Here is a 19,503-nt window from a genome sequence, read left to right on the forward strand (position 1 = left end):
CAATGGAGGTGTTTTTCGTTTGAAGACAAGAGTTCATTACCGAGAAGAAACAAAGTGGAAAGTGATTGAGATTAAAAGAATGGTTATTCAAATCATACCATTATGGAGACGCTCGGAATAAAAAACGTTAAAAAATTGACATTGAATATCATTTTCATTTAATATGAAGTCGTCACATTTAATTGGGCATGATTTTTATGAAAAAAGTCTACTTTTTTATTTATGTAATAGATTTCCATTAAGGTATCACTTTCAAAAACTATCACTGATTTTTTTATGAATTTAAACGTAGGAAGGGATAATATAAAAATGAACTGGAAAAAAGGCGGATTATGGGTTATTATTTTTTTCATTGTAAAAGGTACGATTTCTACACTTTTAATTGTTACAGGTGCTCAATATTTTAATTTATCATATATGCAATTTTTCGTACTCATACTGATCTTATTACTGATTTCTCTAATAGGTCGTAAATTCCTTTATAGACATAAACAAACCAAAAAGCAAAAAGAGATAAATATATAATAAAACCCCAGAGACCTTTGGATTTCTGGGGTTTTACTTCGACAGTCTTTTTTGTTGAACTAGCTTTAGTTGCACAAGAAATATCACTATTTGGTACTGGTTAGTCAACCTTAAGATCAATAACTATAAGGCTTCCAAAACTACACCAATAATATTGATGAATGATTACCCTTTGTACATGAAATAAATTTGATTTGCAATATAATCTGAACTAAAGTGTAGTCCATTTCTTATCCACCACATTATGATACCTACTAATGAGGCTGTTTTTATATCAACCGCAACATAATTATTAGGTAACTCTTTTTTCGTATTCTCTCTTCTCGTTTCTATTAATTCCTTTAAAAATAAAAACAATTGCTCTTCAAATTGATTCATTTTAAATAAAACAAATAAATAACCTCGGTGGGTATATAAGTAATCAAGTAATTGTGTTAGCTTTTGTTTTTCTGATAAATCTTTTTCGTGTATTAAATCAGCAATTTTATTAGAAAGCTCATTTAAAATCTCATTCGTAATTTGGTCTAGTAAATCTTGAATATCTTGATAATGTAAGTAAAATGTTGTCCGATTTAATCCTGCTTTAGTTGCGACTTTCTGAACAGTTAAACTTGAAACACTAGGATCCTCACACAAGAGAGAAAAAACAGCATTTTTGAACATTTCCCTTGAACGAACTGTACGAGGGTCTTCTTTTTTAGGTGTAGACATTTTTAAACCCCTTTATAGATTTTTCCTTGACTTACTCGACATTGCATACTCTCTATGTCGAGTAGTGAACATTTTCAAAAAAACTGTTCATGGTCAAAGAAAATATATTTTGTTACCATTAATTTTATCGACATGGTGTCGATAATTCAAGGTGGGAATGAAGGAGTTTATTCATGCAAAAAGAAATATCAGAAAGAAATAAAAAAGTCATATTAATTGTCTTAATTGCTGGCTGTTTTTTATCAACATTAAATCAGACACTATTAAATGTGGCAATGAGTAATTTAATGGAAGTGTTTGATGTTAAAGCTGCAACTATACAATGGTTATCAACAGGTTTTATGCTCGTAAACGGTGTTTTAGTACCAATTACAGCATTTTTAATGAAACGTTTTACAACAAGGCAGCTGTTTATTAGCTCGATGTTCTTTTTGTTTATGGGGACTGTGTTATGTGCTTGTGCCATGAACTTTAGCATGCTGTTAACAGGAAGAATGATTCAAGCAATTGGGGCAGGAATTATGATGCCACTCATGATGACGGTTATTTTATATTTATATCCAAGTGAAAAGCGTGGAAGTATTATGGGAACCATCATTTTTGCACCAGCCATCGCTCCAACATTGTCTGGCTTTATCATTGAATATGTATCATGGAGATGGCTATTTATTGGATTAGCTCCATTTGTATTAATCGTAATTATTCTTGCGTTTAAATATTTAATGAATGTTGCAGACACAACAAAAGCAAAATTAGATATCGTGAGTGTTATGTTATCAACGATTGGCTTTGGTTGTATTTTATTTGGATTTAGTAGTGCAGGAAGCAAAGGGTGGGCTCATCCAGTTGTTATTACAACAATTATCATCGGGATAATCGCTACAATTCTATTCTGTTTACGTCAAATAAAGTCTAAGGATCCGTTATTAAATTTATCCGTATTTAAGTATAAAATTTTCACTCTTACATCAGTCATTAACATACTTATTACGATGATTATGTATGCGGATTTAATTCTTTTACCAATTTATTTGCAAAATGGGCGAGGTTTTACCGCATTTGAATCAGGCCTACTTCTATTACCTGGAGCTGTGATTAATGCCTTCTTATCACCTATCACAGGTAAACTGTATGATAAATATGGAGCGAAACCACTTTTTATTACAGGTTTAGTATTTATCATTATTTCAATGTGGGGTGTAATTGATTTGACTGAATCGACAACTTATATGTATGTAATGGTTCGTACTATTATTTTACGAATTGGATTAAGTTTTATTTCGATGCCTTTAAATACAGCGGGGTTGAATGCTTTACCAAGAGAACTTGGTTCGCATGGTTCAGCAGTAAATAATACCATCCGCCAATTAGCAGGCGCTATTGGAACCGCAGTTGTTATCACGGTGTATACAATACAAGCAACTTCTAATGCTTCGGAGTTATCTATGGAAAATGGAAATATTTCAGCTATGCAACTAGCGAAATTATCTTCTATCTTTAGTTCAAGTGATGCCTATGTATTTATGCTATTCTTATCCTTTGTGGCATTCATTTTTGCATGTTTCATGCCTAAAAAAGCAGCGATTCAAAAATGTGAAAGTGAATCACATAACTAAAGGCATTAACATTATGATGCACTGTATGTAAAATGAAAGCATATCTGAGGTTTCTCAGATATGCTTTGTTGTTGTTCAAAGACGGCAGTCTGATTAGGTAATTTATAAAATAAACTCATGATATTTATAAAAAAGTTGTCTGAATGGTGTTTTAAACCATACCACTAGTTAAAGAAAATACATATGTAGTGGACCTGTTGAAATAAATGTAATTATGTGAAAATGATAATAAGGGGGCAAGGCAGTGTTTAATGATTTTAAGTTTGTAGATAATCGTCCTGTTTATATTCAAGTAAAGGATTATTTGAAAAAAATGATTATGAAAGGCCAACTATTGGAGCATCAGAAGCTCCCATCTACCCGAGAATTAAGCAAATTATTATCGGTTAGCAGAACGACTATCCTTACTACTTACGCAGAATTAGAGCAAGAAGGCCTAATTTATGCGATAAAGGGAAAAGGAAATTTTGTCGGAAAAGTCGATGCATCTAAAACGCCGTCTATCGAACTAAATTGGGAAACAAGGCTCAATGAAGTGACCTTCCAAGCTGATGAATTAGATTTAATGAAGCACGGTGTTCGCTGGGAAAAAGGTATGATTTCGTTCAATAGTATTGCCCCGGATGAAAAACTTTTTGATGTCGAAAATTTTAAACGAGCTTTTTTGACGAGGTTATCGAGTGAAGGGGATATCATTTTGAACTACGGATATGCCAAAGGTTATAGACCTTTAATTCAGTACCTTCTTCATTATATGGAAATGAAAGGAGTAGACATTTCCAATAAAGATATTCTTATCACGAATGGCTTTACTGAGGGGCTTGATATTTTATTATCTGCCCTAGCTAAAAAATCGGGGCGTATTCTTTGTGAAAATCCTACCCATCATACAGCATTAAAGCTGTTTCGATTACATGGATATGAAATCCATGGGATAGAGATGAAGGATGATGGGATTGATATTGGGAAAGTTGAGAAAAGTTTATCTGAAACAGATTTTGATTTTGCCTATCTAATTCCCTCCTACCATAATCCTACTGGAATTGTAACCTCCTCCGAAAAAAGATCTGAAATGATGAAGCTTTTTTCAAAATACCAAATTCCAATTGTAGAGGATGGCTTTAATGAGGAGTTACGTTATTCAGGCTCACATTTAGCGCCGTTATTGACGTTTTCTGGACCCGGGAACAACGTTATTTATATTAGTAGTTTTTCAAAAGTTCTTTTCCCGGGCTTACGTGTCGGTTGGATTTTAGCGGATAAGAAATTAATCCACTACTTGGAAAGTATGAAAAGAGCGCGTAATATTCATACGTCCACATTAGATCAAGCGGTACTTTATCAATATTTACATGACGGCTATTTCGAAAAATATTTAAAAAAGGCCAAGGCCATTTATAAGAAAAAATATGAACTAGCCCTTCATTCTTGTAAGAAATACATTCCATATAAAAGAATGACTGGAGATGGAGGACTTCATCTTTTTATAGAATTAGAAGAAGGAATACATGCACGTACACTTTTGAAAAAATGTTATGAAAACGGAGTTGTTTTTTCTCCTGGAGATGTCTTTTACACAGATGGAAAGGGAAGCAATACATTTCGATTAGGATTTTCTCGGTTAAAAGAAGAGGATATTCTAAGTGGAATTAAAATAATTGGTGATACGTTGAAAAATGAATATGAGGAGTTGGAAAAATGAGAGTCGGCGTTATTATGGGAGGCGTGTCCTCCGAAAAACAAGTGTCCCTCATGACGGGGGAAGAAATGATTGCGCATTTGGATAAGAATAAGTATGAAATTGTCCCTATTACACTACACGATAAAAAAGAGCTTGTTGAAAAAGGAAGCAATCTTGATATTGCATTGTTAGCACTTCATGGAGAATATGGGGAGGACGGCACAATTCAAGGTACATTAGAAACGCTAGGCGTTCCATATACAGGAAGCGGCATGCTATCAAGCGGCATTTGTATGGATAAAAATCTTTCGAAAAAAATGATTCGTTATGACGGAATTGAAACGCCAGACTGGATTCATCTTTCAAATAGGGAAGAGCTTCAGCTTGATGAAATAGATAAAATGGGATATCCGTTAGTAGTAAAACCAAACTCAGGTGGTTCCAGCGTAGGAGTAAAAATCGTATACGATAAGGAGACTTTACTTGCCTCCCTTGAAGATGTATTCAAATGGGATGCTGAAATCGTGATTGAAAAATATATAAAAGGTGAAGAAATTACATGTTCTATTTTAGACGGAAAGCTTTTACCGATTATTTCGATTCAACATACAGCCGAATTTTTTGATTATCATGCGAAATATGATGATGTCGCTACGATTGAAGAAGTTGTAGAACTTCCGCTTGCAACATATGAACGTGTCGCAGAAGCTGCAATGGCGTGTTATAAAACATTAAAATGTAGTGTTTATGCGAGAGTAGATATGATGATAAAAGATGGGATCCCGTATGTGATGGAAGTGAATACATTACCGGGGATGACAAAGAATAGTTTACTGCCTAAAAGTGCACATGCAGCGGGAATTTCTTATAACAAGCTATTGGATACCATTATTGAAACTTCTTTACAAGTTAGAAGGAGCGAAGGTTTCTAATAACGTAGTTACTCGAATTTTGTATTAGAAAATGTAATATGGTGTGAAGTTAATGTGATTACACCTAGGGGGAATCATGCATGACCGATTGGTCTCAATTAGATAAAGAATATGTAATGTCTACGTACCACCGCATGCCAGTTGCTATAGAAAAGGGAGAAGGTTGTAAGCTTTATGATGTGAATGGTAAAGAATATCTCGATTTATTTTCTGGTGTGGGAGTGAATATATTAGGTTACAATCATCCTAATATCATAAAAGCTACCTTTGAACAAAGTACGAAATGTTTACATCTTCCCTTTCATTTCTTAAACCCGGTGGCTATTGAATACGCAAAAAAACTAGTTGATCATTCTTTAAAGAACGGGAAAGTCTATTACACAACCTCTGGTGCGGAGGCTACTGAGGCAACTTTAAAATTAATCCACAAGTATAGACAGATAACGAAACAAGAACGTGATGGAGTGATTGTACTTAAAGAAAGTTTTCATGGACGTACGTTAGGTGCTCTTCACTTTACAAGACAAGAAAGTATATATCAAAATTTTCCGCGTACATCTATTCCTGTATATGAAGTGGAACGAGAAAATTTAGAGGAGCTAGAAAGAACGATACAGAAGGAAAACCCAATTGCTATTATGCTAGAGCCAGTGTTAGGAAGTGGCGGGGTATATCCTTTGTCGGGTGAATATGTAAAAGGTGTAGAAGAACTTTGTAGACAATATAACTTGTTATTTATTGTTGATGAGGTGCAAAGTGGGATGGGGAGAACTGGAAAGTTGTTTGCTTATCAGCATTTTGATATTACACCTGATATTATTCAATTTGGTAAGGGAGCAGGTGGCGGTACACCGTTAGGGGGAATAATAGTAGGTTCACGACTTTATGATATATTCTCACCAGGTGATCATGGAACGACATTTGCACATTCAGCAATGGGTACGGCTTTAGGTTTAGCTGTATTAAATACATTAATTGATGATGGTTTAATGGGAAAGTCTTATGAAACGTCATTATATTTAAATACTAAACTTCAAGAAATTCAGAAGGAAAACCCTTATCTTATTAAAGAAGTACGTCACTGTGGGATGATGTTTGGAATTAGTATTCATGATACGAATGAAAATGTGAAAAAACTACAATTAGAATTATTGGATAAAGGAATGTTAGTCGATGTTACACAAGGGAATATTATTCGTCTACTTCCCCCTTATATTATTACAAAAGCTGAAATCGATGAATTTATTCAGCAATTTATTTCTTGTATCCAAAAATCAGTTGCATTGATAAGCTAATTGTTCTTCTATTTACGATTGTGATGTTTGAATAAAGTCGTACTGTTATATCCCTTTAGCTATTATTATAGTTAAAGGGTATTTATTTTTGATGGAAGGTATGGAATAGAAGAATAGGGTGTAGATTTAAAATAAAGTTTGATAATTTCCGTAGTTTTTTCAGAATAAATTAGTTGAAAATAAAAGACTACATACTATACGCGAAAGAGTATAAAACAAAGGAATTATATAAGGGATTAATTGGTTTCGAAGGAGGACATAGCCTATAGCAGGAGGCGTATCCACAGATGTAAAGCATTGAGGTTCTTAAAAATAAGAATAATCAACTAAACAAAGGATTATAAATTGGGGTACCACCACATTGCCATCAACTTAAGAAAACAAGTCACCAAAAAAATGATAAATAAGCTTCTTCGTTACAAGAAAGCCTAAAAATTTCGTTCTAGAGGTGCAATAAAACTTTAGCTTGATAGTTATGTGTCTCTACCCCAAATTGTTCAATGTAATTAAAATAAACTTTTCCTTTGTCACAATTATTGAATTCAAGGAGAGTGGATGCAGATGCATGCTGAAATTAAATTCATTCATCACGTCGGTCATGTAGTCTCCGATATGGAAGCTGCACTCGAGCTGTACAGAAAACTGGGGTTTGTCTGTTCGCCGCCGTCTTATCCAGCGATGGCCGAAAATGAAGGAGAACCTCCGAAGCCATTCGGAGCAGCCAATTCGCATGCCGAGTTTTTAGGAAGCTTCATCGAAATCGTAACGGTTGCCGAGAAAGGCGCGAGGATTCCGAGCAATGCAAAACTCGTTCCGCTGTAGGCACCGCCGAATGTGCTCCAAGCAATAATCGGAAAAATTAAACGCACTGTCGATACTGTCTCCAGATGTCTGTCCCGTTATGAAGGAGCGCATATTCTTTGTTTCGGTACTGAGGCCGCTGACCAGACAGCGGATCGTTTCCAACGGAGTGGAATCAGTCATAGCGGCGTTAACACCGTGCAGCGACCTCTTGAGATGTCCGGGGGGATTCAACTTATTCCCGTGCGCTATTTGGAAATTGACGGGGACAACGTGCACGAAGGTCGTCTGGCTGCAGCGGAAAATCCTCCCTTAGCCATAATGAAGGAGCAAATACCTCCGAACCATCCGAATGGGGCGACGGATCTAGTCGAATCAATCTTATGCGTAGACGATTCTGAGCTGGACGAATTCACTAGGCGATACGGCCGATACTTGGATTGTGAGGTCCGGACGGATGGAGTGACGCACATCTTCAACTTGGAAGGAGCTGGCATCACAATCGTTCCCGGATCGCGGTTGTCAGAGCTGCTACCAGGAGAAGTGGCCCCCCCCGGTGTCGGGATTCGCCGGGTACGCGGTAGCAGTGAGCGACATCTCCCACACCCGAAGTTATCTCGAAGAGAATGGTTTACCGATAGCGGAGACGAACTCGGGCGACCTCTTCGTACCGGCGGCCTCGGCGCTTGGTGCTGCTATTGTGTTCAGGAAAGCGTAGCCGCGAAAAGCAAACAATCTGCAGTAAATTGAAACAGGGGTAGATTAAGACTTAAAAAATACTAATTTCCTGTAAGTGTTTTAAAAGGCACAAAACAACTGTTTACGGTATAAAAAAGTGCTATTACCAAGAGGGGTTTTTTTACTTCCCTTTAGGATAGCACTACACTACATTATAAAAAAGTCAGATCATTTATAATAAAGTTGGATAAAAATATTTATTTTGATACAGTTGCTTATATTCAAGGAGGTAAAATATGGATTTCATTTCACCGAAAGAAGCGGTGTTAAAGGTGAAACGGTGGCCTAAAGATACGATATCGGCGGGTCGTCGTCATACCGTTGGTCTTAAATCTGACGGTACTGTGACGGCTGTGGGTGATAATAAATATGGTCAATGTGATGTAAGTGGCTGGTACGATATTGTGGCGGTCGCGGCTGCTAATGTTCATATGGCGACGAACACGGGTAATGCTCATACAATCGGTCTTAAATCCGACGGTATTGTGGCGGCTGTGGGTTGGAATCAGCATGAACAATGCGATGTAAACGACTGGCGTGATATTGTAGCGATATCGGCGGGTTGGCGTCGTACCATTGGTCTTAAATGTGATGGCACGGTGGTAGCAGTGGGCCGAAAGAATGAAGGTGCATGCAATGTAAGTAGCTGGCGTGATATCGTAGCGGTTGCGGCGGGGGACTGGCATACAATTGGTCTTAAATTGGACGGCACGGTGACGGCTGTGGGGAATAATCGGTATGACCAATGCAGTGTAAGTGGCTGGTGCGATATCGTGGCGGTCGCGGCTGGTTATCTTCATACCGTTGGCCTTAAATCTGACGGCATGGTGACGGCTGTGGGGAATAATAAAAATGACCAATGCGATGTAAGCGACTGGCGCGGCATTGTGGCGATAGCGGTGGGTAGTAATCATACTGTCGGTCTTAAATCTGACGGTACTGTGGTAGCAGTGGGTTGGAATCAGTATGGCCAATGTAATGTAAGTGATTGGCGCGATATTGTAGCGATATCGGCGGGTTGTGCTCATACCGTCGGTCTTAAATCTGACGGCACGGTGGTAGCAGTGGGTGATAATGAGTATGGTCAATGTGATGTAAGCGACTGGCGTGGCATCCGACTACCCGGCATTAGTTTTTAATAAAAATAAGCCAGAGAATTACTGAACGAGTTAATAGGCATTGTTTTAGAAATAAGGTTATTCCATTAAAGGGAGTTCTGATTGAGCAAGGAACAAAAAAATATCAAACTTTCTTATAATAGAATGATTCAATTGAATATAAAAAAAGAGTGTTTTGGTTCATCTTTTGTCACACACTCTAAACCTACCATAAATTTACTATTTGATACTCTGGTAAGTACAAATGAATGGAGGGAAGGTGTTCATATGAGTCATCCTAAACATTATGTTTCAGCGGGTGTTGTTGTCGTAAACGATGAGGGGAAGATCCTGTTAATTCGTGGTCCACATCGAGGATGGGAGCAGCCAGGGGGGCAGGTTGAAGAAGGAGAATCTATTCAAGATGCTGCTATTAGGGAAGTGAAAGAAGAAACGGGAATTGATATTCATGTGACAAGATTTTGTGGTATATATCAAAATTTAAGTTCAGGTGTTTGTGCGACTTGTTGGCTAGCAAAACCGATAGGTGGCAAGTTAGAAACAAGTAGTGAGAGTTTAGAAGTCGGATTCTTTACGGTTGAAGAAGCATTACAGATGGTGACGTGGTCAAATTTCAAAGAGAGAATTGTAAAAAGTTTAGATGAAAAAGAGCAACCTTTTTTTGTGGTGTTTTAATCTATAGTAGTAAGGGTATAGTTTGATAAAAAACAGAGAGGGCATAGCTCTCTCTGTTTTTTATCTTGCACTAACAGGTAATTATGCCCCAATGATTAAAGTATCACTCTATCTGTTGTTAGAGCTGCATCCTACTATTGTTCAAAGGCTCGCATGTCTTATCTAGCATTAAATTATAAGTCAGTCCAAGTAATACTAAAAAGCCCCCGATTATTTTACCAATAGATACATCATTTGATGTGAAGAAATCAATCATAACGCCCATAAATAATTGACCTACAAAAATCAATAACGTTAAATAGAAAGATGAGATTTTAGGAGTAATATAGTTTGATAGCACGATTACAATAACACCTACTAAGCCTCCTAAATATACTACAAATGGTATAGATTGTAATGTTGTAGTTGATACGTGAAGAGATTCATTGCTAAAGAGTAAAAATAAGAAAGAAAAGAACAGTCCTGTAATATAGTTGAAAAATGTTCCTTGGAAAATTCCAATCTTTGCTGCTAAGTTAGCATTAATAATTCTTGCAACTACAATAGAGATTCCAACTAATATGGCAATACAAATATATAACATAACTTTATCCTCCATTAAAAAATAGTCATTACAATGATTCCTGAAGAAATCAGTAGTAATCCAAACATTTTTTTCTTTTCAAATTTCACGACTTTCATACCTAATAAGCCGAAATGATCGATAATAATAGAAGAAACAGATTGCCCAAGTAAACTTAATGCAATTGTGATAGAGACGCCAAGCGTTGTGAAGCTTATGTTACTAAACAGTACAGTAAATACACCAATGGCTCCTGCGCTATAAAGATAAAGTGGTATCCCTTTTTGCATACGAAGCTTAGATTTACTAGCAAGTAAAACAATGACAATGGCAACTAATCCGACAATATGAATTAGGACACTAGACATATAGTTACCTGTGATTTCAGATAAGATCCCATTTAAAGGAATCATAATGGCGATAAGAGCACCTATAATAATTGAGAGTAAATTATACAATGACGTTTCCCCCTTATAAATTTACATGTAATGTATCATGATTAAATCATGAGCAACTATGACATATGTCATAGTGAAAGGAAGAAATTTTATTTATAATGAAAATGAGTTATAAGGGTGGGGGATGTATGAAGAAAATATGTAATTCATATAAGTTAGATGAGTTTGTGAAGCAGAATCATATTGAATCGTTTTTTAGCGATGACATGAAATCATATATGGAATTATTACTTTTTAAAAAGAATGAACATATTTGTAAGGAGAATGAAGATATTCACTATCTGTATTTCTTTGTAGAAGGAAAAGCAAAGGCTTATAACACATTAAGTAATGGAAAATCTGTCTTGTTATGTTTTTATGATAGCTTGCAAATATTGGGGGATGTAGAGTTAATCCACTCCCAAAAAACAGCTTCAAATGTACAAGTGATGGTGGATTCTTATTGCATTGGAATACCATTAGAGAAAGTTAGAGAACAATTGCTTCAGGATGCAACCTTTTTACGATATATTTGTGGCTCTTTATCTCAGAAGTTAAATAGACTTTCTAAAAACAGCACGATTAATTTACTGTATCCTCTTGAGAATAGATTAGCGAGTTACATTCTTGCGACTGGAGAACATGCTACCAAAGATGAACAAAGAATTATATTTAATGGGAATTTAACGGAAACATCGGAATTATTAGGAACAAGCTATAGGCACTTATTACGTACATTAAATACTCTTTGTGATAAAAGTGTAATAAGAAAGAATAAAGGGTGCTTTGAAGTGATAAATATAGATCGTTTAAAAAAGCTTGGAGCTGATGTTTATAAATAAACGGAGTGTAAATTTAGTTATCCGATTTCTTCTAGAGTTATGTGCTCTAGTATCACTAGGCTATTGGGGGTTTCAAGTTGGGAAAAGTGTGTATACAAAATTTGTTTTTTGTATTGGCTCACCACTCATGTTTGCGATATTATGGGGAGCTTTCATAGCACCTAAAGCATCGTTAAAGTTGCCAGAACCGTATAGGTTTCTTCTGGAATTAATACTCTTTGGAGTTACCTCATTCGCTCTATATGTTGTTAATCAAACAATCTTAGCTATTATCCTTGGAATGGTGTTTATAATGAATCGTATTTTCATTATTGTTTGGAAGCAATAATGAAAAATGTTAACTAGGTTAGCAGAAATAGTAGGTTGATGCCATACAATCCTTATTGTAGAAAATTAGTAATTATGTTTAATGGAATCTGAAAAAGAGACACTTAATGATGAAGAAATTTTCCCATCATTGAGTGTCTCTTTTTTGTGTATATAAATCAATTAGAATTGTTGTTATTTCCCTTGATTTGTAAAAAGAAAATGGATATGATGGAACCAAACATATGAACATGTGAACAAATATTCATATGTTGGAGTGATGAAACGAGGGGATAAAAATGTTAGACGTAATTATAGTAGGAGCTGGTCAAGCAGGGTTAGCGATGGGGTATTATTTACGGCAAGGAAATTATAAGTTTGTATTATTAGATGGAGAAAAAAGAATTGGTGATTCATGGAGAAATCGATACGATTCTTTACAATTGTTTACGCCAAGAGGCTACTGCGCATTACCAGGGATGAATTTAAATGGAAATCAAAATGAATTTCCTAGTAAAGATGAAATTGCAAATTATTTAGAAGCGTATGCGAAACATTTTTCTATACCTGTGAGGTTAAATATAACTGTTCTAAAAATAAGGAAAAAAGGAAATGAGTTTGAAGTTTATACCCCGAAAGAGATTTTACAATCGAAACGAGTTATTATCGCATCAGGTGCTTTTCAGAGGCCTTTCATTCCTGCCATGTCTCAAAATTTCTCAAATGATATTTTTCAAATCCATTCTTCACAATATCATTCACCAAAACAAATTCCTGAAGGGCCAGTTCTTGTCGTTGGAGGGGGGAACTCTGGTACACAAATTGCGACAGAACTTGCAGCGTCTCGCGAGGTTACGATTGCGACAAGCCAACCTTTTACATTTTTACCACTTACAATAATGGGGAGAAGTATGTTTACCTGGCTTGAGAAAATAGGACTATTATATGCTGGAACTAATACAAGGCGGGGAAGATGGTTTCAGAAACGGAAGGATCCTATATTTGGTTTTGAATGTAAGGAGCTCATCCGTAATGGGGGGATAACAGTAAAACCAAAAGTCATAAGTACATTACAGGATAAAGTAATTTTTTCAGATAGTAGTACATGCCATATTCAGAATGTAATATGGTCCACAGGGTTTATACCAAATTATGAGTGGATTGAAGTGAAAGGGGCATTGAATCAAGCGGGATTACCTATTCACACAAGAGGTGTTAGCGGAGTACGAGGATTATACTATATTGGATTACCTTGGCAGCATCAAAGAGGGTCCGCACTTCTTTGCGGGGTGGGACGAGATGCAGAATTTGTGTTTTCAATGATTGAAAGGGAAGTGGAGGAACTTTCATAAAAAAAGGATCGGTAACAAATTGTACCGATCAAAATATATGTACATCAATTAGGAGAGGTTAAACTTGATTACATTTATTGTACCTTATTCTGATAATTCCGAAAACAAAAAAGTGATCTCTATATGTTGAGAAAGTTTTTTACACCGAAATATATGGAGAATTAAGAGTACTTTAGAGAATAAGATGTATTCTTTTGGAGTGATATGTGATAGATTTATAGCAAATATACACATTTGGCTAATTATGTAAAAATTTCTGCGGTATATTTATGAATAAAGCGAGGGATACAATGTGAAATTCGATGATCGGCGTTTATTGGGAGTTAGATTAGGCTCTTTACTTATAACAGAAGAAAATCAATATTTAGTAATAAAGAAAAAAGAACATTATTCTTTATTAAACATTGATAGCTTAGAGTGTACACCTCTTGAAGTATCACTTGAGCACCTTGAAGAAATGCTTTATGAGGACTTTCAAGAAAGTATAAAAGAGATTATTGCGCCTGAGCACTTGAAAATCGTAGCTAAAAATATTATATAAAGAAAAAAGCGGAATAGTAATTTGATAGAAAATGTTAGGAGGGGATATGAATGAAAATACGTATTCATGAAAAGGAAAATTCTAAAGTTGCTATTATAGAAAGTACTGATATCGTAATAGAGGATGTACAAGGGGCATTAGACTTAATGGCATCCATCAATTATGAGCATGATTGTCAAAAAATATTGATGAAAAAAATGAATATGACAGAGGGATTTTTCAACTTAAGAACTCGTCTAGCGGGTGAAATTTTACAAAAGTATATGAACTACGGCGTAAAATTAGCTATTGTTGGAGACTTCAATGTATATAATAGTAAAAGTCTTGCGGATTTTATATATGAGTGTAATAAAGGAAAGGCAGTATTTTTTTTAGCAGATGAAGAATCTGCTTTAAGTGCTCTACACTCTGTATAGTATTGGATTTTTATATTCTTGTCAGAATGAAAAAAGCTAGTCTTTTGCTAGCTTTTTTATTATAACCTTTTCACCAAATTTTTTTATAGTTCTAATAAGTTAACAATCTCTCCAATCATTCCTTCATTTTGATGAACACCTAAATCCGAGTTTGTCATAATGACAGCGCCAGTACCTCTATAAGGATATGCAACCATCATGCATTGAAATCCAACGCCCCAACCAAGTGACGAAATTTCTATTTCTTCATTTGGATTATCTAGAAATACACCTAATCCAGTCCACTTTGAACAACCTTGTGGAGAAATCATTTCTTTTGTTGTTTTTGAAGAAAGACCGAGTTTACTATTTCCTTGTAAAGACTGGGTGATTTCTATTACTAAAGCGGCTAAATCAGTCGGAGTTGACCAAACTCCTGCAGCAGCTGAATATGGATAAGATGGATACTTTTCATCTACTACATGCCCGTTTTTATCGTGACCACAAGCGAAACGCTTATTAGTGATCGTTTGCTTAGGAAAGTCTAGTGTACTATTATTCATATGTAAAGGTTCAAATATGAATTTTTGTAATAATAGATTAAAAGGTTCTCCAGTAACGTCTTCTATGAGTTGTTCTATTATACAAAATCCAGCATCTGAATAGTGAAAGGTGCTTTCTGGTTCATGTTGAATCTCAATTGGGACTGGGCAATAAGATGTGTGCCCTTGAAGAATTTGAAGAATGGTAGGGTTGCCTTTTTCAGAACGATATATATCAAAGCTTTTAGGTGGATCAATGATTCCTGATTGATGGCTTAATAGATTTCGTAAGGTGACTTTTTTATTAGAGGTAAATTGATTGTCAGGAACTTTCCATGAGGTAAGCCTATTATTCACATCATCATCTAAATCCAGTATTCCTTGGTCTGTTAATTTCAATACGAGCATCGCTGTAAGGAATTTACTTATGGAACAAGCGTTGAAAATAGAATTTATGTTCACTTCTCTAGCTGCCCCCGATTCAAGTGATCCAAAGCTTTCAGTATGTTCTAATTTTCCATCACGAATCATGGCTAAGCTTAGTCCAGTTACAGAATATTTCTTCATTCTTTCATATATATGTAATGTTCCTAGTGCCATATGATTACTCTCCTTTTTAGTATTATGTTCATTATACAATATAAGGAATAGAAAAGGCTGATGTAATAATCAGCCTTTCTGTTATATATTCCATTTTAAAATAAGTCCCGCATGTACAAGTCCGCCGCCAAATCCGTATAAAAGTAAAGTATCACCATTCTTGATTTTTCCATCCTTTAATCCGATATCAAGTGCTAGAGGGATAGAAGCAGCAGAAGTGTTTCCACAATATTGTAGACTCATAAGTGTGTTATCGAGAGAAATGTCAGTTCGTTCACAAATGGATTCAATCATTCTTAAATTAACGCTATGTGGAATAAACCAATCAACATCTGTTACATCTAAATGATTTTTTTCTAGCAATTGTTGAACGCCTTGCGGAACTGTGTTTACAGCCCATTTGTAAACCGCTCTTCCGTTTTGCACAAGGTAAGGGGTGTCTTGTAATGGAGTTCCATTCATTGTTTTGGATAAGGCAGTCTGATATAAGTTAATTCCGCCAGAACCTTTAGATCCCATATGAGTTCCTATGAAACTTGGATTGTTTTCATCATATTCTACAAGAGCTGCACCAGCGCCGTCTCCGAAAAGGATGCAAGTTGTGCGGTCGCTATAATCTGTGATTTTTGAAAGGGTTTCAGCTCCAATCACAAGTATCTTTTTGTTAGTCCCGGAAGTAATAAGCCCGTTAGCAACAATTAATCCATATACAAATCCAGCACAAGCTGCACTTAGATCAATTGCTCCTGTATGAGGTATTTCAAAATGAGCCTGAACTTGACTTGCGGTATTAGGGAACATGTAATCCGGTGTAGCAGTTGCGACAATAATACAATCAACATCATCAATAGACACATGGAATCGATCGATTAAGTTTTGGACTGCTCGGATACATAGTGTTGTAGAGAATTCTTCAGAGGAAGTAATTCTTCTCTCATGCATACCGGTTCGCTGTACAATCCATTCATCGGTCGTTTCAACAAGATCTGATAAACCTTCATTTGATAGAACTTTCTCGGGTACATAAGCACCAACAGCTGTAATTCTTGCTTTTGAATGCATAAAATCCCTCCTTATTACAACTAGGTTTTAATACTTGGTTATAATTATAAGGGAGTTTTCTTATTAATTCAATTATTTGTAAAATTAAGTTACTAATTATGTGATTTGAATATAGAATTGAAATTGAGATAAATAGACAAGGCGAATGCAATATATCTATTAAAAAATAAAGAGAAGTACCCTCATTTATTTCGAAATGAGGGTACTGATATTATGATGTTTTAGAGAGTTTTTTGTATCCTAATATGTATAAAGTCCATATCGACATAATGATTGGAATGATAATTGTCTTCATTTCAATTTGTTTTTTGAAAATGAGCAAGCCTGCTATATCGAATAGTAAGTTCAATGCGATGCAAAGAACAATAAATTGTAGTAAAAATTTGAGGTAACGAATCATAGTTTATACTCTCCTTTGCATAAATGTTTTAACTATAAAATACATATTGTGGTAAAATTTGAATATTGTAAGTGTTGATTCGAATAAATAGATTGTAAGGAGATGAGGATATGGAGTTTTGGACTGTTTTACCAGTATTTGCATTTGGATTCATTTATATTGTAGAGAAACTAAAGCAAATGGAGAAAAGAACGGATGCAAGATTAAAACATATAGAAACGAGATTAGAGTTAATTACAAAGGAAATGGGAATTAGAGAAGTAGAACCTGAAATTAATCATGAATTAAGGCAGCTTGTGAAAGATGGAAAAACAATCACAGCGATTAAGAAAGTGCGTGAAAAATTTGGGTATTCATTGCTTGAAGCGAAGGAGTATGTGGATGCTTTATAATACTGTAAATAGACCATTAATGTAATAGATGAGATGGAAGAAAAAAGATAAGCAAATTTGCTTATCTTTTTTACTTTGTTAAAGTATTACACCTGAAAAGTGTCCCTTTAATACTATTTTTTTATTTTGATTTGTACATAAAAAAGATGTAATAATAGCTGTTTTATGGTTTTCTTGCTGTTCATATTGTTCAATTTTCGCTTCACAAATGATTGTATCTCCTGTAAATACAGGTCTTATGAACTCAAAATTCATTGTACGGGCAAGTACGTTATGATCTCCACCTATTTTTGTTGGTAGAGTCGCGGTTAGTAACCCTTGCGTTATAAGTCTTCCCTGTTCGTCTGGGGTTACATGGTGAACTCCTTCATCACCTGAAATCTCTGTAAATAATTCAACATCCTTTACTGTAAAGGTTCGTTCAAATGTAATGATATCTCCTACTTTTAAAGCCATATAAATCTTCCTCCCGCTAAAATGTATTAAGGTTGCTTTCGATCTGAATATTGAAAATATATCGAGCGATATTTAACCATTGTGTAAACCGTCCTTCGTTATGATTAGATGATTGCTAACAAAGGGTGTATGTTCAATAGAGTGTTTCTCTCATTACAAATTTTGTTCTTTTTGAGATAGATTGTTCCTGTTTTTTTCATATTAGTGAACCATTCTCGTATTCACATAAGCGGCCAATACAACATGCCCAACGATAATAATAGGAACAATGATTTGTGTATTTGGTGTAGTGAAGACGCTGCCGATTGTTGCAGCAACACCAGCACCTAAATTGTAAAGCCCAACTATGTTTGCTAGTTTTTTCTTATCTTTGACGCGTCTTTCATTAAAACCAGATAAGAGCCAAGTATATTGCTTTACGCCTATAAAGTAAGATAATGCGAAAGAGATTATAGCGATCATACATAATGATGGAGAAGCAAAGAGAGCCATCGTTTCACCTCCGAAATCATTCTTACGTGCATTCTATAAATCGTCTAGCCCTGTTAGAGAGCTTCCGATCTTTTAACCATATAATTGATGATTCAGACTGGAACGGAAAATCTATTAAATCTACAATTCTAATAAATTCTTGCGGGATATACGATATGGCACTTTTGGGGAGAATTGAGGCTCCGATTCCTGCCATAATGAGCATAAGTACGAATGCAGAATCAGGGCATTCACATGCTATATTTAATTTTATACCACGGCGATTGCATTCATCAATGACGAGTTGATGATAGCTATCTTCTTTATCTTTATGTAACAGTAAAAGAGGGATACGATGAAGTTCGTTTATGGAGATTGGAAGTTGTGAGTGATGTAGTTCCCATTTAGCGGGCGCGACTAATACGAACGGTTCTTTTGATAAACAAATGCTTGAAAAAATCTCTTTATTAAAAGGGGTACGTAAGACAGCGAACTCGATATTCCGATTTGCTAGATGCTCTGTTAAGTATAAAGGGCCTCCTTCCCATATTTTTAAGTTCACATTCGGATAATTTTCTTGAAAATAACGGATTTTTTCAGATAGAAAAGGAATGCAAGAATGAAATGCTCCAATAGATAGATTTCCCCTTAGCCCTTCACCGGTATCTTTAATCTCTGTAATGGTTTCCTCTAATTGTCCAATAATACTTTTTGCTTTTATATATAAAATTTTACCTTCTTCCGTTAAATGCATATTTCGGCCGTTTCTTTCGAATAGGTTTACTGATAATTCTTGTTCTAGTAATGATAGTTGTCTACTTAAAGGTGGCTGTGCCATATGCAGTCGATGAGCAGCACGCGTAAGCTGCCTTTCTTCAGCAATTGCAATAAAATATCGAAGTTGTCTTATATCCATTTTTAACCCTCTTTCTATACCTTTTTTGTATACAAAAACAACCTTATAAATAGTTTTTATATAATACGTCACATGATATCATAAATGAAAGATTTTAAATATAGAAAATTCTAAAAATTAAAAATATAAAAGTGCTT

Annotated in this window: 22 protein-coding genes and 2 pseudogenes; 15 read left to right on the plus strand and 9 right to left on the minus strand. The window is 35.3% G+C overall.

Annotation, left to right across the window (positions count from 1 at the left end; all coding sequences use genetic code 11):
- Positions 1–19 precede the first annotated feature (19 nt).
- Positions 20–138: pseudogene (locus CN373_RS25345) on the plus strand (IS3-like element ISBt2 family transposase); the annotation flags it as partial.
- Between the two features lie 171 nt (positions 139–309).
- Positions 310–525: a hypothetical protein gene (locus tag CN373_RS22445; protein ID WP_001104099.1), complete on the plus strand. Its 216-nt coding sequence runs from the start codon at positions 310–312 to the stop codon at positions 523–525.
- A gap of 165 nt (positions 526–690) precedes the next feature.
- On the opposite strand, the gene CN373_RS22450 is transcribed toward CN373_RS22445, so the two are convergent.
- Positions 691–1,236, minus strand: a complete 546-nt coding sequence (locus CN373_RS22450) for a TetR/AcrR family transcriptional regulator (protein ID WP_098360182.1) — start codon at positions 1,234–1,236, stop codon at positions 691–693.
- 173 nt (positions 1,237–1,409) lie between these two features.
- On the opposite strand from CN373_RS22450, the gene CN373_RS22455 reads away from it, so the two are divergent.
- The 7 genes and pseudogenes from CN373_RS22455 (at position 1,410) to CN373_RS22485 (ending at position 10,092) form a co-directional block, all read left to right on the plus strand.
- Complete coding sequence (locus CN373_RS22455; RefSeq protein WP_098360183.1) at positions 1,410–2,852, plus strand: DHA2 family efflux MFS transporter permease subunit; 1,443 nt, start codon at positions 1,410–1,412, stop codon at positions 2,850–2,852.
- 244 nt (positions 2,853–3,096) lie between these two features.
- Positions 3,097–4,554: a PLP-dependent aminotransferase family protein gene (locus tag CN373_RS22460; RefSeq protein ID WP_000481316.1), complete on the plus strand. Its 1,458-nt coding sequence runs from the start codon at positions 3,097–3,099 to the stop codon at positions 4,552–4,554.
- Positions 4,551–5,465 carry a D-alanine--D-alanine ligase gene (locus CN373_RS22465; protein WP_001263728.1) on the plus strand — a complete coding sequence of 305 codons (915 nt, stop codon included), beginning with the start codon at positions 4,551–4,553 and terminating at the stop codon, positions 5,463–5,465. The genes CN373_RS22460 and CN373_RS22465 overlap by 4 nt, the downstream gene beginning before the upstream one ends.
- Before the next feature lie 80 nt (positions 5,466–5,545).
- Positions 5,546–6,760, plus strand: coding sequence for an aspartate aminotransferase family protein (locus CN373_RS22470; protein WP_000133095.1), 1,215 nt, complete (start codon positions 5,546–5,548; stop codon positions 6,758–6,760).
- A gap of 612 nt (positions 6,761–7,372) precedes the next feature.
- Positions 7,373–8,311: pseudogene (locus tag CN373_RS22475) on the plus strand (VOC family protein).
- Positions 8,312–8,535: 224 nt separating this feature from the next.
- Positions 8,536–9,438, plus strand: coding sequence for an RCC1 domain-containing protein (locus CN373_RS22480; protein ID WP_098360184.1), 903 nt, complete (start codon positions 8,536–8,538; stop codon positions 9,436–9,438).
- A 246-nt stretch (positions 9,439–9,684) separates the two neighbouring features.
- Positions 9,685–10,092 (plus strand): NUDIX hydrolase, encoded by a 408-nt coding sequence (locus CN373_RS22485; RefSeq protein WP_098360221.1) that lies wholly within the window; start codon positions 9,685–9,687, stop codon positions 10,090–10,092.
- 118 nt (positions 10,093–10,210) lie between these two features.
- Here the strand turns inward: CN373_RS22485 and CN373_RS22490 are convergent, their stop codons facing one another.
- The gene (locus CN373_RS22490; protein ID WP_098360185.1) at positions 10,211–10,675 is read right to left on the minus strand and encodes a DMT family transporter; all 465 of its coding nucleotides are present in this window, start codon (positions 10,673–10,675) and stop codon (positions 10,211–10,213) included.
- Between the two features lie 14 nt (positions 10,676–10,689).
- On the minus strand, positions 10,690–11,112 hold the full coding sequence (locus CN373_RS22495) for a DMT family transporter (RefSeq protein WP_000282523.1): 423 nt from the start codon (positions 11,110–11,112) through the stop codon (positions 10,690–10,692).
- 128 nt (positions 11,113–11,240) lie between these two features.
- On the opposite strand from CN373_RS22495, the gene yeiL reads away from it, so the two are divergent.
- The 5 genes from yeiL to CN373_RS22520 all read left to right on the plus strand — a co-directional run bounded on the left by yeiL (position 11,241) and on the right by CN373_RS22520 (position 14,548).
- Positions 11,241–11,933, plus strand: a complete 693-nt coding sequence (gene yeiL, locus CN373_RS22500; RefSeq protein ID WP_098360186.1) for a transcriptional regulator YeiL — start codon at positions 11,241–11,243, stop codon at positions 11,931–11,933.
- Positions 11,920–12,261, plus strand: coding sequence for a YrdB family protein (locus CN373_RS22505; protein ID WP_000470457.1), 342 nt, complete (start codon positions 11,920–11,922; stop codon positions 12,259–12,261). The genes yeiL and CN373_RS22505 overlap by 14 nt, the downstream gene beginning before the upstream one ends.
- Positions 12,262–12,538: 277 nt before the next feature.
- Positions 12,539–13,591, plus strand: coding sequence for a flavin-containing monooxygenase (locus CN373_RS22510; RefSeq protein ID WP_098360187.1), 1,053 nt, complete (start codon positions 12,539–12,541; stop codon positions 13,589–13,591).
- A gap of 292 nt (positions 13,592–13,883) precedes the next feature.
- Positions 13,884–14,132, plus strand: a complete 249-nt coding sequence (locus tag CN373_RS22515) for a hypothetical protein (RefSeq protein ID WP_000666954.1) — start codon at positions 13,884–13,886, stop codon at positions 14,130–14,132.
- A gap of 50 nt (positions 14,133–14,182) precedes the next feature.
- Positions 14,183–14,548, plus strand: coding sequence for a DUF4180 domain-containing protein (locus CN373_RS22520; RefSeq protein ID WP_098360188.1), 366 nt, complete (start codon positions 14,183–14,185; stop codon positions 14,546–14,548).
- An 83-nt stretch (positions 14,549–14,631) separates the two neighbouring features.
- Here CN373_RS22520 and CN373_RS22525 read toward each other — a convergent pair whose 3' ends face one another.
- From CN373_RS22525 to CN373_RS22535, 3 genes are all read right to left on the minus strand, one after another.
- Positions 14,632–15,669 carry a serine hydrolase domain-containing protein gene (locus CN373_RS22525; protein ID WP_098360189.1) on the minus strand — a complete coding sequence of 346 codons (1,038 nt, stop codon included), beginning with the start codon at positions 15,667–15,669 and terminating at the stop codon, positions 14,632–14,634.
- An 81-nt stretch (positions 15,670–15,750) separates the two neighbouring features.
- Positions 15,751–16,731, minus strand: coding sequence for a ketoacyl-ACP synthase III (locus CN373_RS22530; RefSeq protein ID WP_098360190.1), 981 nt, complete (start codon positions 16,729–16,731; stop codon positions 15,751–15,753).
- Positions 16,732–16,942: 211 nt separating this feature from the next.
- Positions 16,943–17,131: a hypothetical protein gene (locus CN373_RS22535; protein WP_098360191.1), complete on the minus strand. Its 189-nt coding sequence runs from the start codon at positions 17,129–17,131 to the stop codon at positions 16,943–16,945.
- A gap of 110 nt (positions 17,132–17,241) precedes the next feature.
- Here CN373_RS22535 and CN373_RS22540 point away from each other — a divergent pair, with 110 nt between their 5' ends.
- Positions 17,242–17,523, plus strand: a complete 282-nt coding sequence (locus CN373_RS22540; RefSeq protein ID WP_098360192.1) for a hypothetical protein — start codon at positions 17,242–17,244, stop codon at positions 17,521–17,523.
- A gap of 78 nt (positions 17,524–17,601) precedes the next feature.
- On the opposite strand, the gene CN373_RS22545 is transcribed toward CN373_RS22540, so the two are convergent.
- The 3 genes from CN373_RS22545 to CN373_RS22555 form a co-directional block, all read right to left on the minus strand.
- Positions 17,602–17,979 (minus strand): FAS1-like dehydratase domain-containing protein, encoded by a 378-nt coding sequence (locus CN373_RS22545; RefSeq protein ID WP_098360193.1) that lies wholly within the window; start codon positions 17,977–17,979, stop codon positions 17,602–17,604.
- A gap of 201 nt (positions 17,980–18,180) precedes the next feature.
- Positions 18,181–18,471 (minus strand): DUF3784 domain-containing protein, encoded by a 291-nt coding sequence (locus tag CN373_RS22550; protein ID WP_098360194.1) that lies wholly within the window; start codon positions 18,469–18,471, stop codon positions 18,181–18,183.
- Positions 18,472–18,493: 22 nt separating this feature from the next.
- The gene (locus CN373_RS22555) at positions 18,494–19,366 is read right to left on the minus strand and encodes a LysR family transcriptional regulator (protein ID WP_000354833.1); all 873 of its coding nucleotides are present in this window, start codon (positions 19,364–19,366) and stop codon (positions 18,494–18,496) included.
- Positions 19,367–19,503: the final 137 nt, after the last annotated feature.

It is taken from the genome of Bacillus cereus, from assembly GCF_002561295.1.
GTDB lineage: Bacteria > Bacillota > Bacilli > Bacillales > Bacillaceae_G > Bacillus_A > Bacillus_A cereus_S.

Coding starts and splice junctions, on each gene's coding strand:
- CN373_RS22445 (WP_001104099.1), top strand. CDS start 310: ATGAACTGGAAAAAAGGCGGATTATGGGTTATTATTTTTTTCATTGTA.
- CN373_RS22450 (WP_098360182.1), bottom strand. CDS start 1,236: ATGTCTACACCTAAAAAAGAAGACCCTCGTACAGTTCGTTCAAGGGAA.
- CN373_RS22455 (WP_098360183.1), top strand. CDS start 1,410: ATGCAAAAAGAAATATCAGAAAGAAATAAAAAAGTCATATTAATTGTC.
- CN373_RS22465 (WP_001263728.1), top strand. CDS start 4,551: ATGAGAGTCGGCGTTATTATGGGAGGCGTGTCCTCCGAAAAACAAGTG.
- CN373_RS22470 (WP_000133095.1), top strand. CDS start 5,546: ATGACCGATTGGTCTCAATTAGATAAAGAATATGTAATGTCTACGTAC.
- CN373_RS22480 (WP_098360184.1), top strand. CDS start 8,536: ATGGATTTCATTTCACCGAAAGAAGCGGTGTTAAAGGTGAAACGGTGG.
- CN373_RS22485 (WP_098360221.1), top strand. CDS start 9,685: ATGAGTCATCCTAAACATTATGTTTCAGCGGGTGTTGTTGTCGTAAAC.
- CN373_RS22490 (WP_098360185.1), bottom strand. CDS start 10,675: ATGTTATATATTTGTATTGCCATATTAGTTGGAATCTCTATTGTAGTT.
- yeiL (WP_098360186.1), top strand. CDS start 11,241: ATGAAGAAAATATGTAATTCATATAAGTTAGATGAGTTTGTGAAGCAG.
- CN373_RS22505 (WP_000470457.1), top strand. CDS start 11,920: ATGTTTATAAATAAACGGAGTGTAAATTTAGTTATCCGATTTCTTCTA.
- CN373_RS22510 (WP_098360187.1), top strand. CDS start 12,539: ATGTTAGACGTAATTATAGTAGGAGCTGGTCAAGCAGGGTTAGCGATG.
- CN373_RS22520 (WP_098360188.1), top strand. CDS start 14,183: ATGAAAATACGTATTCATGAAAAGGAAAATTCTAAAGTTGCTATTATA.
- CN373_RS22525 (WP_098360189.1), bottom strand. CDS start 15,669: ATGGCACTAGGAACATTACATATATATGAAAGAATGAAGAAATATTCT.
- CN373_RS22530 (WP_098360190.1), bottom strand. CDS start 16,731: ATGCATTCAAAAGCAAGAATTACAGCTGTTGGTGCTTATGTACCCGAG.
- CN373_RS22535 (WP_098360191.1), bottom strand. CDS start 17,131: ATGATTCGTTACCTCAAATTTTTACTACAATTTATTGTTCTTTGCATC.
- CN373_RS22540 (WP_098360192.1), top strand. CDS start 17,242: ATGGAGTTTTGGACTGTTTTACCAGTATTTGCATTTGGATTCATTTAT.
- CN373_RS22545 (WP_098360193.1), bottom strand. CDS start 17,979: ATGGCTTTAAAAGTAGGAGATATCATTACATTTGAACGAACCTTTACA.
- CN373_RS22550 (WP_098360194.1), bottom strand. CDS start 18,471: ATGGCTCTCTTTGCTTCTCCATCATTATGTATGATCGCTATAATCTCT.
- CN373_RS22555 (WP_000354833.1), bottom strand. CDS start 19,366: ATGGATATAAGACAACTTCGATATTTTATTGCAATTGCTGAAGAAAGG.